This is a genomic window from Paraburkholderia sp. MPAMCS5 (assembly GCF_036016995.1).
In the GTDB taxonomy this organism is placed as follows: domain Bacteria; phylum Pseudomonadota; class Gammaproteobacteria; order Burkholderiales; family Burkholderiaceae; genus Paraburkholderia.
Genome location: NZ_JAYXBK010000003.1, coordinates 211,554 through 228,065, shown reverse-complemented (window position 1 = coordinate 228,065; position 16,512 = coordinate 211,554). Strand labels below are relative to the sequence as shown.

Sequence of the window (16,512 nt, the reverse complement as noted above, 5' to 3'; positions counted from 1 at the left end):
GCGTGGGCCGCGCCGCGACGCGCCTGCCGGCGTCCTAACAAACGGTTACGCAAGTTGGGTTGCCAGTGCCCCCACAGAGGCTACACTGGCGTCTCCCGTTTTCTCACGGATTGCCATGCAGTCATGCCCGCCGCGGCGTGAGTCCGAGGCTGCGCCGTCAAACGGCGGGCGCTTGTCGACTCACGCTACATTTCGTCGTCTGTTTAACCGCACTGGAGTTGTGCCCCGTGGCGGCGCGCGCGTGTCCGCATCCGCCCCTGCGCCGCACGCCGCGTGGCTGAGCGCGTGGGCCGTCGCGATCTGCGCCGCACTCGTGCTTTGCGCCGGATGGCTGCCCGCCGACGCGCAGGCCGCCGGCCCCGCCACCAGCACGCCCGTCATTCCGGCGCTGCAGAGCCTGATCAATAGCGCGACGGTGGCGCCGGCTTCGGCGGCGTCCGGCGCGTCGGCGCCGGATGCGGCGTCGGCGCCGTCGCCCGCGAGCCAGGCGGAAATCGCGCACTCGCTCGACAGCGTGATCGCCACGCTCGACAACGACCGCCAGCGCACCGCGCTCGTTGCCCAACTCAAGAAACTGCGCGACGTCTCGCGCACCGTCGGCCCGCTCGCGCCCGCGCCTGCTCAGCCGAGCCCCGGCTTGCTCGGCGCGATCGCGTCGGGCATCGCGTCGTTCGAAACGGACATGCACGAAGGCCGCACGCCCGTGCGTTACTGGGGCGGACGTTTCAACGCGGCCGGCAACGAGCTCTACACGATCATTTCGGGCCAGGGTCAGGAAAGCCTCGGTCGCATTCTCCTGTCGATGTTCGCGATGCTCGCCGGCTGGGGCGCCTGCGCCGGCGCGCTGATCTATTTGCAGCACCGGCTGTACTGGCGCCTCGGCATCGTGATCGGGCTCAATCCGAATCCGACCACGCGCGAGCTGCTGATTTTCGCGTTGCGCCGCGTCGGGCCGTGGATCATCGCGTTCGTCGCCGCATTGATGTTCGTGCGCGCGATGCCCGACGCGCTCGGCCGCACGCTCGGCATGGTCGTCGCGTATGCGATCGTTGCGGGTGCGGTGTTTTCGGCGATCTGTCTGATCATGTTCTCGCTGTTCGGCTCGGGCCACCGGCGCATCGCGGTGCGTCTGCTGATCGATCATGCGCGGCGCCTGCTGTTCGCGGTCGGCGTGTGCGGCGCGCTCGGCGACGCCGCCGTCAACTACGACGTCGCGCACCAGCTCGGCACCAATCTGGCCGCGCTGATTTCCACCGCCGCCAACATGACGGCCGCCGTGCTCACCGGCTATTTCGCGCTCGCGTTCCGGCGGCCCGTCGCGCATCTGATCCGCAACCGGCCCTACGAGCAGCGCAACGATCACAAGGCCGCGACCGATGCCTTCGACGTGCTCGCCGCCCTCTGGCACGTGCCGGTTCTCGTGCTCGCGACGGCGTCGGTGGTCGCCACGCTCGGCGGCTCGGGTTCGAACGAGAACGTGCTGCAAATTTCGGTGGTGACGGCGCTCCTGCTCGTGCTCGCGTTTTTCCTGTCGGCCATCGTGCTGCGCATGACGCGTCCGCGCAGCGCCCGCGCACGGCGCCGCTCGCCTTATCTGACGCGGCTGCTGCGCTTTTGCGGCACCTTGCTGACGCTCTTCATCTGGCTGTTCTTTTTCGAACTGGCGGCGCGGCTATGGGGCGTGTCGCTCGCCGCGGTCGTCGAGGAAAACGTCGCGGCGCGCGGCATCGCGCATGCCGTGACGGCGATCGTCGCCACGGTGTTCATTGCCTGGCTGCTGTGGATTCTCGTCGACACCGCGATCACCGAGGCGCTCAATCCCGGCAGTCCGCGCAACAAGTCGCGCAGCCCCAGCATGCGGGCGCGCACCATGTTGCCGCTTGTGCGCAACGTGTTGCTCGTGACGATCATGACCATCGCGGGCATCGTCACGGCGGCGAATCTCGGCATCAACGTGACGCCGCTGCTCGCGGGCGCGGGCGTGATCGGCCTCGCGATCGGCTTCGGCGCGCAGTCGCTCGTCACCGACCTGATCACGGGGCTTTTCATCATCATCGAGGACACGATTTCGGTGGGCGACTGGATCGACGTGGACGGCGGCCACGCGGGCACGGTCGAGCATCTGTCGATTCGCACCGTGCGGCTGCGCGACGGGCAAGGCGCGATCCACGCCATTCCGTTTTCGCAGATCAAGATCGTGAAGAACCTGTCGCGCGATTTTGCTTACGCCGTGTTCGAAGTGCGGATGTCGTTCGCCACCGACGTCGATGAAATCACGCAACTGATTCGCGAAGTCGGCGCGGATCTGATGGCCGACTTCCGTTATCGGCGCGAGATGCTCGGGCCGATCGAGGTGTGGGGCCTCGACCGTTTCGATCCGAACTGGATGGTCGTGAAAGGGCAGATCAAGACGCGGCCGTTGCAGCAATGGAGCGTGGCGCGCGCGTTCAATCTGCGGCTCAAGCGCAAGATGGACGAAGCGGGCATCGAGATTCCGGTGCCGCAAATGCGGCTGTTCACGTCGTCGAAGGACAGCGAGGGACAGCCTCTATACGACGACGAGACGCCCGAAGGCGCCGGGCGCGAACACGGGCATGGTCGCGAACATGCGGAGAAGGCGCACGGGATGCGCGCGGGGCATTCGCCCGTTGCCGTGGCGCGCGACGTGTCTCACGAGCCGCGTCCGGCGCCGCCGCCGACCGGCCAGACAGCGTCGATTCCACCGCAGATTCCAACGGCGGGCGAGGGCGGCAAGAGCTGAATATTGTTGCGGGCTGGCGCTTGTCGAGAGCGTGGAATGCGCAGGCGTTGCTCTCGAACGAGTGCTGTCAAACCAGCGCGGGCGCGGCGCTCACTACGTCGTTGACATGGGTGCCGATCTGCGCGCCCGCCACCCCGTAAATATGCAACGACACCGCAGGCGCGTCGCTGTCATTTCCCAGCCGATGAATGCCGCCGCGACCGGCGCGCACGAACGACACCGAGCCGCGTTTGCGCGCCTGCGTGCGCGTCGCGCTCGCACAGCTCGCCGGGCCGTTCCACTCGAAGACCGTTTCGGTCAACGCACCTTCGACCACCGCGTATCCGCACCATGTGTGATGAGCGTGAACCGGACTCGCCTGCTGCGGCAGCCACACGAGCGCGGCGATTGCATAACGGCCTTGCGGATCGGCGGCGAGCAGGTGACGCCGGTAATGATCGCGCGAGCCCTCGCGTTGGGCCGATTGCAGAAGCTCAGGGCCGGCAGCCGCTTCGGCGAGCGCGGCGCGCATGCTGCGTGCGAAGAACGTCGAATGCGAAGGCTCGGCGAAATGCGCGCAGGCTTCGAACATGGCGTCGAGCGTGCGGCACAGTTGTGCAAGCGGCTCGCGATGCCCAGCATGCGACATCGCGCCGAGGTGATCGGCAGGCTGCGCGAGTTGGGCGGAAAAGGGCGCTGGGGAATGCATTGGATGGCTCACGGTCGTTGAACGGCAACAGGCTGCCGGTGTTTTTGGATTCAGACATTTATACCGTTTTGACTGGAGAAAGAGTTTCCATATAATTCCCCTTGCAAACTGAAAAGTAGAATAATTTCCTAGAGGGGCGACACGATGGGAATGGATATCATCGACCGGAAGCTGCTGGAACTGTTGCAGGAAGACGCGACCATGCCGATCGCCGAACTGGCGCAGCGCGTGAATCTGTCGCAAACGCCTTGCTGGAAGCGCTTGCAGCGTCTGAAGGAGACGGGCGTGATCCGTGCGCAGGTGGCGCTGTGCGACGCGCGCAAACTCGGCGTGGGTACGACGGTGTTCGTGGCGGTGCGCACGAACCAGCATACGGAGGCGTGGGCGCAAACCTTCACGCGCGCCGTGGAGCATATTCCCGAAGTGGTCGAGGTGTACCGCATGAGCGGCGAGACCGATTACCTGTTGCGCGTGGTCGTGTCCGACATCGACGACTACGACCGCGTCTACAAACTGCTGATCGCCGCCGTGCCGCTCTACGACGTGAGTTCGAGCTTCGCGATGGAGCAGATCAAGTATTCGACGGCATTGCCGGTGCGGCCCGCGGCGGTGGTGTAGCGGCGAACCTTCCGCCGGTTGCATGGTTTGCGCGGCGCCGGTTGTGCGCCGGCGCCTCTTTACGTCTGCGCGCTGCAAGCCGGGTGCAAGCTGCCAAAGCGTAAAATGCCGCCTTCTCCGCTATCTTCCGCGATTGCCTCGCGGGTCCGAGTCGCCTCATGAACAAACCGCCGCGCCAGAAAAATCCGACCCTTGGAATCGCCGTGTTTATCGTGGTCGCCGTGCTGCTGGTGATCGCCACGCTCTTCTATAACGCGATCAAGGAAAAGCGCGATTTCGACAATGCGACTGGAGCGCAGGTGTCGATTTCATCGGGCGCGGCCGCGGCAACTGCGGTGAGCGCCGCGGCCACTGCCGGCAAGCCGGCCAGCGGCACCGCACAGTAAGGTTGCCGCGGCTTCCCGGCAGTCACTCTTCCGGCAGGCGAATCACGCTCGCGTCTTTGCGAATCAGCGCCGCGGCCGCGAGCATCTGCTTGCATTGGTGAGCGAGCAGCTTCGTGTCGTGCACCGCATCGGCCGAATAGTCCGGCGATTTTTCGGCCTCCACGACCATCTTGTCCAGTTCGCGCGAGATCTGTTTTATCTGCTCGCTCTGCTCGGCGGGCAGAGCGTTGCCTGCTTCCGCTTCCGTGAGGTTCTCGCGTACGACGTTCAGCGCGCGTTGGAGCGGTTGCAGCAAAACGCTGTGAGTCTGTTGCGCGGACGTGCGCAGCAACGGCGCGGCCGCCGTGATCTGCGATGCGAGCACATGACTGCGCACCAGCAGCCCGTTGAGTTCCGGTACGAACTTCTGCGCGGACTTCGGCTCCAGCATCATCCGCTGAAACGCCTGGCCCAGATTCGCGAACGCGACGTGGACGTTCTTGCGCGCGAGCCGGTAACGGTAATCGCGATCGAGCGCGGTGGCGGCCGCGGCGGCGGCAGGCGATGCGCTGGCGACCGGCTTGGCCGTTACATTGGTTATCGTGGCAACGTTTGAACCCGGGACGGCGGCTGGCGTTGCGCTTGGCGCGGCGTCGGCGGTTGCGCTTGCCGTCCAGGCGGACGTCGAGCCGCCATGAGCAGCCGCGAGCGCCGGTGAGCCGAAGTCGATTGCGGGATCGGCCATGGCTGCCGCCGGCGCGCGCGCTCCCGCTTCCGTCACGGCGCCGACCACGGCGGCGGCCGGTTTGCCGCTCCACCACCAGCTCGCCTCCAGAAACTGCCGCGTCGCGCTGATCACGCTGTTGACGAGCTTGCCCATCAAGCGATATTCCCAGTACGGGAACAGGTGGCTCGCGGCAATGGCGATCGCGCAGCCGACCACGGTGTCGATCGCGCGTTCGCCGATGATGCGCATGCTGCCCGGCGCGAGCAGATGGAACATCAGCAGCACATACGACGAAGTGAACACGACGCTCGCCGTGTAGTTGAACAGCAGCAGGCTGTAGCTCATCACCATCGACGCGAACATCACCACCAGCAGAATGTGCGGCTCCTTCACGAAGATCACCAGCGCGATGCTCGCCGCGCAGCCGATCAACGTGCCGACGATCCGCTGCCCGTTGCGCTGTTTGGTCAGGGAGTAGCCCGGCTTCAGAATGATGACCGTGGTCATCACGATCCAGTACGCGTTGGTGAGCGGCAATAGACGGCCGAGCCAGAAGCCGACCGCCACCGCGATCGTCACGCGCAGCGCGTGACGGAAACTCGGCGAGGCCATGGTCAGGTTCGAGAAAATCTGGCCGAACGGCACACGTCGGCTCGACACGAAACGGCTCAGCGCCTGGTCGAGGCGCAATTCGGTTTCGGTCGTGCCCGGCTCGCTCGTCAGGCTCTTGCGCATCTTGTCGATCAGACGCGTGGCGCTCCAGATGCGCCTGAACGTGGACGACACCGCCGAATAAGCCTCGGGATTCTTCGCGGGCAATTCCTGCTTGCGCATCACCTCGATTTCGAACTCGATGGCGCGCAGTTCGGCCTTCACATTCACGCGCGCGCGCGGCGCGTGATTCTGCAGGACGGCGAGCCCTATTTCCTCCAGATCCGCCGCGGCCTTGCGAATCAGGTCGCGGTAGAACACGAGCAGATCCGTGCCGCCGAACGTGTTGCGCACGAGCGGATAGTCGGTATGCGCGCCGACAAAAAGCTCGTGCAGATCGACGGTGTTGATGAACAGATTGAACAGCATCGTGCGGCGCGGTTCGAGCCTGCCGCTTTTCAGCTTCGGCAGATTGCGCAACACGATGTCGCGCGCCGCGTCCTGCCGCTCCACTGCGGCGATCTGCTTGTCCACGAGATTGCGATAACACTCGTCGAGATCGTTATCGAGGTCGTAGAAGGCGGCGCGCGCGAGCAGATAATCGGCGCAGGCAAAGACGCATTCGGCCAGCGCCTGCTGTTCGATGCGATGCATCATCCAGCGGCTCACGGCGGTCGACCAGTACGTGTACCAGAGACCGCCCACCAGAATCCACGACGCGTTGACGAGCGCCTGCCCCGGCGTGAAATGCTCCTCCAGCGTCATGATCATCATGAACAGCGTGGCGAAGCTGATTTGCGGCCAGCGGTTGCCATACACGACGATCAGCGAAAGCAGGAACGTGAGCGGCACGACGGTGCACCACAGCGCCACGGAATTCACGGTGGCGAGGCCCGTGGCGAGCGCGGACAGAAAGCCGATCACCGAGCACGCGAGCATCTCGTTGTGCTTGTACTTCAGCGGACCCGGCATATCCACGACACACGCGCCGAGCGCGCCCGTTGCAATCGTGAAGCCAAGCTCGCGGTTGTGAAACACGATCAGGCACAGCACAGCCGGTAAGGACACGCCGACCGCGATGCGCAGGCCGCCATAAAAGTACTGGCTGTAAAGGAATTTTTTTATCTCGACCGAATAGCGCATCGACTGCCTGATTTCATTCACTGACAGAAAGCGGTTGAAGGCACAACCTCGCGGCACAACCTCGGGGACAGCTTCAGACTGCCGTCGAGTCTAACTGATTTTGCGTCTGATCTGACCTCGTCCATTCGGCCAGGTTCTGTGCGGCGAGCGCCTTTGTTATGCTGTCGCCTCACTGTCTGTCGCGGCTCGCGCGTTTGCCGCGAAGGCGGCGGCCCACACCGCTTTGCCCACGATCCATGCTCCAGCTCTTCTATTCGAACCGCTATGAAACGCTTGTCGGCGCCTTGCTCGACGACCTCGCGCAAGCGCCGTCCGACCCATGGACCGCGCAGCCCGTGATCGTGCCGAGCGCGGCCGTGCGACGCAGACTCGAACTGGATATCGCCGCGCGCCAGGGCATTTGCGCGAATGTCGGCTTCGGCTATCTCGCGCAGTGGCTGTGGGCGCAAATCGGCGGCGTGATCGAAGTGCCGCGGCACTCTCCGTTCGCGCCCGACCGGCTCGTGTGGCGCTGCTATCGGCTGCTGGGCGATGCGGATGAGGCGCAGCCGTGGAACGCGTCGCCGCGTCTTCGCACGTATCTCGACGCGGCGGACGCGTCCATGCGCTACGAACTCGCGCGGCGCGTGGCGACCGTGCTCGACCACTATCTGACCTATCGTCCGGAATGGTTGCTGCAATGGCAAAAGGGCGCCTCGATCTTCGCGAGCGGCGCGGCGCACGACACGGGGCCGCGCCTTATCGGCGCAAGTGAGGCCGCGCGCGAGGACGAACGCTGGCAAGCCGCGTTGTGGCGCGCGGTGCTGGGCGAACTCGCGGGCGACACGCAAGCGCCCGCCGCCGCGTTGCCGCCGGCGTACCGTTTTCTGGATGAGATCGGCACGCTCGATCTCGACGCCATCGCCAAGGCGAACTGGCCGGAAGCCGTGAGCGTGTTTGCGTTGCCCACCATGCCGCCGTTGCATGTCGCGTTGCTGCGCGCACTGTCGCGTTGGATCGACGTGCGTCTTTACGTAATGAACCCGTGCCGCGAATTCTGGTTCGACGTGGTGAGCGAAAGCCGCGTCGAGGCGCTGGACGCGGCAGGACAACGCGACTATCAGGAAGTCGGGCATCCGCTGCTCGCGGAGTGGGGCCGTCAAACGCAGGCGCAGTTGCATATGCTGCACGAGCTGACCGAAAGCGCGGCTTCGGGCGAGACGGGCGACTTCACGGAGAATCCGGAACCGAGCTGGCTTGCCGCCGTGCAGAACGGCATTCTCGATCTGCGCTCCGAAACGCAAGCCGACGACCTCCCGCACGTGCGAGGCATAGAGGTTCACGTGTGTCACAGCCTGTCGCGGCAGCTCGAAGTGCTGCACGACCGCCTGCTTGGCTGGTTCGACGAATTCGACGACTTGCAGCCGTCCGACGTGCTCGTCGCCGTGTCCGATCTCGCGGCAGCCGGCCCGTTGATCGACGCCGTGTTCGGCACCACGCCGGTTGGCGACACGCGGCGCATTCCGTATCGGATCACGGGCTTGCCGCCGTCGCAGGCCAACCCCGTCGCGCGCCTGCTGCTCGATTGGCTCGCGTTGCCCGAGCGCAGCGTCGGCGCGCCGGATCTGGTCGAATGGCTGCGCGTCGACGCGATCGCCGTGCGTTACGGGATCGACGCGAACTCGCTGGAAGCCGCGCAGGAGTGGCTCGCCGCCGCCGGCGCGCGGCGCGGGCTGTCGCCTGTCGAGCCGACCGGCGAACACGTGCCGGTTCCACGCCATACTTTCGCGGATGCGTTGACGCGCCTCTATCTCGGCTACGCCATGCCCGATGGCGGAGAACCGGTCGATGCGTGGCTGCCCATCGAAGGCGCTGACGGATCGGACGCGGAACTGCTCGGCCGCCTGTCGCGTTTTGTCGACGACATCGACACCTTCGCCGCGCGTTGCGCGATCGAACAGACGCCCGCCGAATGGACGCAACTGCTGCTCGAAACGCTGGTCCAGTGTTTCGACGGCGGCGTCGAGTTCGCGGAGTCGCTCGCCGCCGTGCGCGACGCGATCGACAAGATGAGCGACGCGATGCAGGCGGGCGCGCACGAGGTCGCGATGCCCGCCGCAGTCGTGCGCGGCGCGCTGACCGAAGCGCTCGACGACCCCGCGCGCGGCGGCGTGCCCTGGGGCAGTGTGACGTTTTCGTCGCTGACGAGCTTGCGCGGTTTGCCCTATCGGGTCGTCTGCCTGCTCGGCATGGACGACGGCGTGTTGCCGAGCCTCGCGCGCGCCGACGAGTTCGATCTGATGGCCGCGTTCGGCAAAGCGGGCGACCGGCAGCGCCGCGACGACGAGCGCAATCTTTTTCTCGACCTGCTGCTCGCCGCGCGCGACCGTCTTTTTATCGCCTACACCGGGCGCAGCATTCGCGACAACGCGCCATTGCCGCCGGCCGCGCTCGTCGACGAACTACTCGACTATCTCGCTCAAGTGTCGGCAGGCGAAGGCGCGAATCCCGCCGAGGTGGAACACGCGCGCCGCGCGTTTATCGTCGACCATCCGTTGCAGGCGTTCGCGTCGGAGTATTTCGGCAAGGAGCCTGAGCTTTTCACCTACGACGCCGATCGCGCCGAACTCGCCACCTTGCTGGCCGCGCCGCGGCAGCGAGCCGCCGCGCCGTTCTTCGATCAGCCGCTGCAGCCGGAAGAAGCGGCGCCCATCGCGTTCGAAGAATTCGTGCGCTTCTGGCGTCATCCCGCGCGCGCGCTGCTGCGCGAGCGCCTCGGCATCGTGTTGTCGGACGCGCAAGGCGAATTGCTCGACACCGAGCCGTTTGAACTCGATTACGCGGGGCGCGATGCATTGGCGGAACGTCTACTTCCCGTGCTGCTCGACCCGGATACCGAAGACAGCAACATGCTGTTTGACCGTGTACGCCGCGTTGCCGAGGCCAGTCCCGAGTTGCCCGGCGGCGCGACCGGCGCGGTGTGGCGCGCGCGAGAACTCGGCGCGCTGCGCCAGCTTGCCGACAGCGTGCGCCGCGAAGTGGCCTCGGGCGTCGAGCGCTTGCCGTTCGTGCTCGACATCGCGCCGCGCTGGCCCGCTGACGTGGACATCGAAGGCGCGCTTTTCGGCGCTCATGACGAAACGCTTCGCGAGGCCGCGGAAACGCCGCTGCAACTGCACGGCACCTTGAATTTCCTGACTGAAACCGGACAAGTGATTTTCCGCTACGCCAAACCCACCGCGCGCGACTATCTGTCGGCGTGGCTCGCGCATCTCGTTTATTGCGCGGTCCGGCCTGAAGGTCCGCGCCGCACGGTCTGGCACGGCAGCGGCGAGAGCTTCGAGCTTGCGCCGGTCGCGGCTCCGCTCGACGAACTTGCCCCGCTCGCCGCGCTGTTCAAGGCGGGGCGCAGGCTGCCGCTGCGCTTCTTCCCGAAAAGCGCGTGGACCAAAGTGAGCGAAAGCGATTCGGCGGCACAAGGCGTGTGGATCAACGACCGCGTGCGGGGCGAGTCCGACGACCCCGCATTGCGCATCGCGCTGCGAGGCACGCCGCTCACGCTCGACGAACCATTCGGCCGTCTCGCGGCGATCGTTTTCAAGCCGCTGATCCAGCATGTGCGGAGCGTGTCATGACGAGCGCGCTTCATCATCATGCACTGGGCGTGCAGGAGCTGGATGTCTTCGCCTGTTCGCTCGACGGCGTCAATCAGATCGAGGCGTCGGCGGGCACCGGCAAGACCTGGAACATCTGCGCGCTGTATGTGCGGCTGCTGCTCGAAAAGAACCTGAATGCCGATCAGATTCTGGTTGTGACCTTCACGAAGGCCGCGACCGCCGAACTGCACGAACGCATTCGCGGCCGCCTCGCGGAACTGCATCGCGCAATCGAAATGGACGACGACGGCGGCGATCCGTTCATTCAGCGCCTCTTTGAAACGACGCTCGCGCCTGAGCGCGGCATCGACCGCGAAGCTGCGGCGAAGGTGGTGCGCCGCGCGCTGCGCACGTTCGACCAGGCCGCGATTCACACCATCCACGCGTTTTGCCAGCGCGCGTTGCAAGAAGCGCCGTTCGCCGCCGCCATGCCGTTCGCCTTCGAAATGGAAGCCGACGACGCCGCCTTGCGTTTCGAAATGGCCGCCGATTTCTGGCGCGAGCAGATCGAGCCCGTCGCGCATGCGCATCCCGCGTTCGCTGCGTGGCTAGTGGGGAGGCGCGCCGGCCCCGCGTCGCTCGACGAACAACTCGCGCGGCGCCTGAAAAAGCCGTTGGCGCAATTGCGCTGGGGCAACACCGGCGACGATGCAGGCGCCGACCCGCAAGCCGGCTTCGACGCCGCGAGCGAAGTGTGGCGTGCTGAGCGCGAGGCCATCTTCAGGCTGCTCGAAGAGGCCCAGGACCGGCTGAGCAAGACCACGCACAAGCCCGATCACGTGAGCGCCGCGATTGCCGCGTGGACCGAGTATTTCGCGCAGGGCGACTGCCATGCGCCGCCGCCGCGTGCGGCTCTGAAGTTGACCGCTTCCGCGCTGAAGAAGGCCACCAAGGTGAAGTTCGAGCCGCCCGAGCATGTGTTTTTCGAGCATGCCGAAGCGCTCGCGGCGGCGGTGATCGCGGCGGAAGCGGCGCAGCGCGCTCGGTGGCTCGCGCTGATGCAGACCTGGCTCGGCTACGCGCCCGCCGAACTGGTGGCGCGCAAGCGCACGCGCCGCGTTGTCTCGTTCGACGATCTGCTGTCGAACCTGTATCGGGCGCTCGCCGCGCATCCGTGGCTCGCGGACGCATTGCGCGCGCGTTACCCGGCTGCTTTGATCGACGAGTTTCAGGACACTGATCCGCTGCAGTTTGCTATTTTCAGCCGCATTTTTGCGCCGGCCGGGCCGCTCTTTCTGGTCGGCGATCCGAAGCAGGCCATCTACAGTTTTCGCGCGGCGGATCTCCATACGTATCTGGCGGCGCGCGCGTCGGCTTCGGCGCGCTATACGCTCGCGGTCAATCAGCGTTCCACGGCGCCGATCGTCGAAGCCTGCAACCGGCTCTTCGAGATGAACCCGCAGGCGTTCGTGCTCGACGGCCTCGACTATCAGCCGGTGCGTGCGGGCGAGCGGCGTCGCGCGCCATTCGCGGACCCCCAAGCGAGCGCGGGCGACTTCCGCATCTGGACCTTGCCGCAAGGCGACGCGGCGCTGACCAAGCGCGACGCGCAGCGTGACGCGAGCGAGGCGTGCGCGGCCGAGATCGTGCGGCTTTTGCGCGGCGCGCGCGAAGGCTCGGTGACGATCGGCGACGCGCCGCTCGCGCCCGGCAACATCGCGGTGCTCGTGCAAACGCACAGGCAGGGCAGTCTGATCAAACGCGTGCTGGCCGCGTGGGGTGTCGGCAGTGTCGAGCTGGCGCAGGCCTCGGTGTTTGCAACGCTGGACGCCGAGCAGATCGGGCGCGTGCTCGCCGCCGTCGACACACCCGGCGATCTGCGCCGCTTGCGCGCGGCGCTCGCCACCGACTGGCTCGGTCTCGACGCCGCGGCGCTGTGGCGTCTCGAACAGGTCGCCGACGCGCCCGCCGTGGCCGACGACCCCGCGCACGCGGCGGACGCGATGGGCTGGGTCGAACGTTTTTCGCGCTACCGCACGCTCTGGCATGAGCGCGGCTTCGCGGTGATGTGGCGCACGCTGATGCGCGAACTGCGCGTCGCGCAACGGCTCGTGGCCGCGCCGGACGGCGAGCGGCGTCTAACGAACGTCAATCATCTCGCCGAACTCGTGCAGGCACGCGCGGCCACGCAACCCGGCATCGCGCCTACCTTGCGCTGGCTCGCCGCGCAACGCACGCAAGGCGGCGGCGAAGAAGCGCAGTTGCGGTTAGAGTCGGACCGCAATCTCGTGCAGATCGTGACGGTGCACAAGTCGAAGGGACTCGAATACGCGGTTGTGTTCTGTCCGTTCCTGAATGACGGCGGGCTGCGCGAGCCACCGTCGTCGGGTTTGCCGGACGCGCGCGAGTATCACGATCCGGGCGGCGGCGCGGTGCTGCATTACGGTTGCAACGACGAAGAAGCCGAGCGTGCCGCGCGTCATGCGGCGCGCGAGCAGGCAGCCGAGCGCGCGCGGCTCGTCTACGTCGCGCTCACGCGCGCGGTGTATCGCTGCTATCTGGTCGCGGGCACGTATCTGTCGTCGCGTTCGACCAGGGAATCGCGGCGCAGCGTGTTGAACTGGCTCGTGGCCGGCAGCGGCTATAGCTTCGACGACTGGCTGTCCGAGCCGCCTGACGAAGCCGTCCTGTCCTCGCGATGGCACGCGTTGTCGGGCGGGCCCATCGCGTTGCAGGCGTTGCCCAAGGTCGAACGCCGCACGCCCTTGGCGAGCCTGCACGAAAGCGGCGCCGACAAGCGCGCGCGGACCAACCGCCGCCCTTTGCGCGACCAGTGGCGCATGGCGAGTTTCAGCGGCCTGATCGCTGCGGGCAGCAAGGCCGAAGAGGCGCACTCGCCCGTGGAGGAAGTGCGCCCCGATCACGACGAGATCGCCGATGCCCTGATTCCCGCAACGCTGCCTGTGCCTGTGCCCGCGCCCGCGCCCGCGCCGCAAACGCCGTCGCTTGCCGAAGACGACATTCTCCGTTTCCCGCGCGGAGCCGCGGCCGGCGAATGTCTGCATCGCATGTTCGAACTCGCGGATTTCAGCGATCCAGGCACGTGGCCCGACGCGATTCGCGGCGCGCTGCTGGAGCGGCCCGCGCCGGCACACGCGGATCTCGCGCCGCGTCTTCCCGCGATGATGCACAGGCTGCTCGCGGACATCGTCAGCACGGAACTCGTGCCCGGCATGACGCTCGCTCAACTGAATCCGAGGCGGCGTCTGAACGAACTGGAGTTCCTGTTCGCCGCGCCGTCGCTCGAATTCGCCGGGTTGCGCGAGCTGCTGGCCGAGCACGGCTATCCCGATGTCGCTTTGGAGCCGGGCGTTTTGCGCGGCTTCGTCAAAGGATTTATCGACATGATCGTCGAGCACGACGGACGGTTCTGGATCGTCGACTGGAAATCGAACCATCTCGGCGAGACAGCGGCGGACTACGCAGCCGCGCCGCTCGAAAGCGCAATGGCGAGCCACGCGTATCACCTGCAAGCGCTGCTTTATACGGTGGCGCTGCATCGGTATCTGAAGACTCGCGTGCGCGATTACTCGTACGAAACGCATATCGGCGGCTATCTGTATCTGTTCGTGCGCGGCGTGCGTCCGGATTGGCGCGAGCCCGACGGCCAGGCCGGCGTGCACGTGCGGCGGCCCGCGTTCGAACTCGTGGCGTTGCTCGACGCGGCGATGATCGGAGGCGCCGCATGAGCACGTTCGACCATCGCGCATCGGCGCCGCTGCAACTGGGGGATCTCGGCGTGAATCTGCCCGCGCCGGCCGATTTCAGCATCGCGCTCGCGGAAGGATTCGCGCAACGTATCGGCGGATTGGCGCGTCGCGGCGGGGCTTCGGCGGAAGCGGTGAAGTGGGCGGCGCGGGCGGCTTTCGCGGTGAGCCGCGCGACTGGCGAAGGGCACGTGTGCGTGCCGCTGGTAACGCTCGCGCGACGCTTCGAGGCATCCGCCGCCGAGGTTCGCACGGCGTTGTTCGCAAGCGGCATGGCGAGCGATGGCTCGCGAGCGGCCGCGGCGCTGCGGCCGCTCGTGATCGACGGACAAGGGCGGCTGTATCTGGCGCGCTATTACGATTACGAGCGACGCCTCGCGCGGGCGTTGGTTGCTCACGCGGGCACTGGCGCTGGCGACGGTGTGGCGGATGCCGCAGCCGTGGACGCCAACGCCAACGCCAACGCCAACGCCAACGCCAACGCCAACGCCGCTCATACGCTGCACGAGCGTCTTCTGCGCTACTTCGGTCCGCCGAAAGACGATGCCGTCGACTGGCAGCGCGTGGCCGCCGTCATGGCGCTGTCCGGCCGGCTCACCATCGTCAGCGGCGGTCCCGGCACCGGCAAGACCACCACGGTGGTCGGCGTGCTCGCCTGCCTGCTCGATGCGCGCGCCGATCTGCGAATCGCGCTCGCCGCGCCCACCGGCAAGGCCGCGCAGCGCATGCAGGAAGCCTTGCTTGCGCGCGCCGGCGATTTGCCGCCTGAACTCGCCGTGCGTTTGCCGCAAACTTCGTACACGTTGCATCGTCTGCTCGGGTCGGGGCCGGGCGGGCGCTTCAGGCATCATCGCGAAAATCCGCTGCCTTACGACGTGGTGGTGATCGACGAGGCGTCGATGATCGACGTCGCGATGGCCGCGCATCTGCTCGACGCGATTGCGCCGCACACGCGTCTCGTGATGCTCGGCGACAAGGATCAACTCGCGGCGGTCGAGGCCGGCGCGGTGTTCGCCGGGTTGAGCGCGCGGCCCGCTTTCACGGCGCAAGGTCTGGAGCGGATCGCCAGTGCGCTGGGCGTGGAAACGGCGCGGCTCGAACAGGCCTTGCCGCGAGTCTCGCCAGCTTCCGGCGAAGAATCTGGCCGCTTTCCGCAAGCCGGTAACGAAGCCGATCTTTTCGATACGCCGCCCGGTGATCTGTTCGCCGAGCCGCCTGCGGCCGCCATCGTGGGAGCATTGCACGACGCGGATCGGTTCGGTGGCGATCTGGCGGCGACTCGCGCGAAATCGACCTTGTCGATGCCGCACTCCGACACGCCGCTCGCGGATTGCGTCGTCTGGCTGGAGCGCAACTATCGGTTCGGGCTCGAATCGCCGATTGGCCGCTTGTCGCTTGCGATTCGCAACGGCGCGGCCAGCGAGGCGCTCGACGTGCTGCTCGCCGAGGCCACACGACATGCGGCCGCACTTCACGAAGACGCGCACGCGATGTTGGCCGAGCGCACCGTGGAGCGCCTCGCTGCCGGATTCGCGCCGTACGCGAACGCGCTTGCCGCGGCGCTCGCCGCCGGCACGCCAGACCCGGTGCCGCTGTTCGATGCGCTGAATCGCTTCCGGGTTTTGTGCGCGACGCGCTCGGGCGCGCGGGGCGTCGATGCACTCAATGCGTCGATGGCCGCGCAGGTACGCCGCGCGGCTGGCGTGACGCTCGGTGTCGGTGCGCAGTGGTTCGCCGGGCGGCCGGTCATGGTCACGCGCAACGATTACGCGCTAGGGCTTTTCAACGGCGACATCGGCATTGCGCTGCCGGGCGCGGGCGGCGCGTTGCGCGTCTATTTCAGAACCGGCGACGGCGGGTTGCGAGCCGTGTCTCCAGCGGCGCTGCCGCCGCATGACACGGCGTTCGCGTTGACGGTTCACAAATCGCAAGGTTCGGAGTTCGAGCATGCGGTGCTGATGCTGCCGTCAGTGTTCAGCAGGGTGTTGTCGCGCGAGCTGGTTTATACGGCGATCACGCGGGCGCGTGAACGTGTTGAGGTGATCGGCGCGCGCGCCGTGCTGGCGCAGGCCATCGTGACGCCGACGCAGCGGGACTCCGGACTGGCCGCGAGAATCGCGGAGGCGTCGCGGGGAGCGTAGAGGAACGAAGCGGCGAAACGAAGCGGCGAAACGAAGCGGCGAAACGAAGCGGCGAAACGAAGCGGCGAAACGAAGC

The 16,512-nt window shown here is 66.7% G+C and carries 8 protein-coding genes; 6 read left to right on the top strand and 2 right to left on the bottom strand.

The genetic code is table 11. The features are described 5' to 3' along the window. Nucleotides 1–115: 115 nt before the first annotated feature. Nucleotides 116–2,761 carry a mechanosensitive ion channel family protein gene (locus VOM14_RS08580; RefSeq protein WP_327628293.1) on the top strand — a complete coding sequence of 882 codons (2,646 nt, stop codon included), beginning with the start codon at nucleotides 116–118 and terminating at the stop codon, nucleotides 2,759–2,761. A 67-nt stretch (nucleotides 2,762–2,828) separates the two neighbouring features. Here the strand turns inward: VOM14_RS08580 and VOM14_RS08575 are convergent, their stop codons facing one another. Then, nucleotides 2,829–3,389, bottom strand: coding sequence for a cysteine dioxygenase family protein (locus tag VOM14_RS08575; protein ID WP_327628598.1), 561 nt, complete (start codon nucleotides 3,387–3,389; stop codon nucleotides 2,829–2,831). A 204-nt stretch (nucleotides 3,390–3,593) separates the two neighbouring features. Between VOM14_RS08575 and VOM14_RS08570 the strand changes: the two genes are divergently transcribed. Further along, entirely contained in the window at nucleotides 3,594–4,067 is a 474-nt protein-coding gene (locus VOM14_RS08570; protein WP_327628292.1) for an Lrp/AsnC family transcriptional regulator, read from the top strand. 158 nt (nucleotides 4,068–4,225) lie between these two features. After that, nucleotides 4,226–4,453, top strand: a complete 228-nt coding sequence (locus tag VOM14_RS08565; protein WP_327628291.1) for a hypothetical protein — start codon at nucleotides 4,226–4,228, stop codon at nucleotides 4,451–4,453. Nucleotides 4,454–4,475: 22 nt separating this feature from the next. Here VOM14_RS08565 and VOM14_RS08560 read toward each other — a convergent pair whose 3' ends face one another. Further along, nucleotides 4,476–6,953 carry an FUSC family protein gene (locus tag VOM14_RS08560; protein ID WP_327628597.1) on the bottom strand — a complete coding sequence of 826 codons (2,478 nt, stop codon included), beginning with the start codon at nucleotides 6,951–6,953 and terminating at the stop codon, nucleotides 4,476–4,478. 236 nt (nucleotides 6,954–7,189) lie between these two features. Here VOM14_RS08560 and recC point away from each other — a divergent pair, with 236 nt between their 5' ends. From recC to VOM14_RS08545, 3 genes are read left to right on the top strand one after another with little or no spacing between them, the layout of a single operon-like run. Then, nucleotides 7,190–10,567: an exodeoxyribonuclease V subunit gamma gene (gene recC, locus VOM14_RS08555; protein WP_327628290.1), complete on the top strand. Its 3,378-nt coding sequence runs from the start codon at nucleotides 7,190–7,192 to the stop codon at nucleotides 10,565–10,567. Beyond that, a complete protein-coding gene (gene recB / locus VOM14_RS08550) occupies nucleotides 10,564–14,277 on the top strand; it encodes an exodeoxyribonuclease V subunit beta (protein WP_327628289.1) in 3,714 nt (1,237 codons plus the stop codon). The genes recC and recB overlap by 4 nt, the downstream gene beginning before the upstream one ends. Beyond that, nucleotides 14,274–16,436, top strand: coding sequence for an AAA family ATPase (locus VOM14_RS08545; RefSeq protein WP_327628288.1), 2,163 nt, complete (start codon nucleotides 14,274–14,276; stop codon nucleotides 16,434–16,436). The genes recB and VOM14_RS08545 overlap by 4 nt, the downstream gene beginning before the upstream one ends. Nucleotides 16,437–16,512: the final 76 nt, after the last annotated feature.

What these genes read in the sequence shown, in the direction of transcription:
- recC (WP_327628290.1), top strand. Translation starts at nt 7,190, where the DNA reads ATGCTCCAGCTCTTCTATTCGAACCGCTATGAAACGCTTGTCGGCGCC.
- VOM14_RS08545 (WP_327628288.1), top strand. Translation starts at nt 14,274, where the DNA reads ATGAGCACGTTCGACCATCGCGCATCGGCGCCGCTGCAACTGGGGGAT.
- VOM14_RS08575 (WP_327628598.1), bottom strand. Translation starts at nt 3,389, where the DNA reads ATGTCGCATGCTGGGCATCGCGAGCCGCTTGCACAACTGTGCCGCACG.
- recB (WP_327628289.1), top strand. Translation starts at nt 10,564, where the DNA reads ATGACGAGCGCGCTTCATCATCATGCACTGGGCGTGCAGGAGCTGGAT.
- VOM14_RS08565 (WP_327628291.1), top strand. Translation starts at nt 4,226, where the DNA reads ATGAACAAACCGCCGCGCCAGAAAAATCCGACCCTTGGAATCGCCGTG.
- VOM14_RS08560 (WP_327628597.1), bottom strand. Translation starts at nt 6,953, where the DNA reads ATGCGCTATTCGGTCGAGATAAAAAAATTCCTTTACAGCCAGTACTTT.
- VOM14_RS08580 (WP_327628293.1), top strand. Translation starts at nt 116, where the DNA reads ATGCAGTCATGCCCGCCGCGGCGTGAGTCCGAGGCTGCGCCGTCAAAC.
- VOM14_RS08570 (WP_327628292.1), top strand. Translation starts at nt 3,594, where the DNA reads ATGGGAATGGATATCATCGACCGGAAGCTGCTGGAACTGTTGCAGGAA.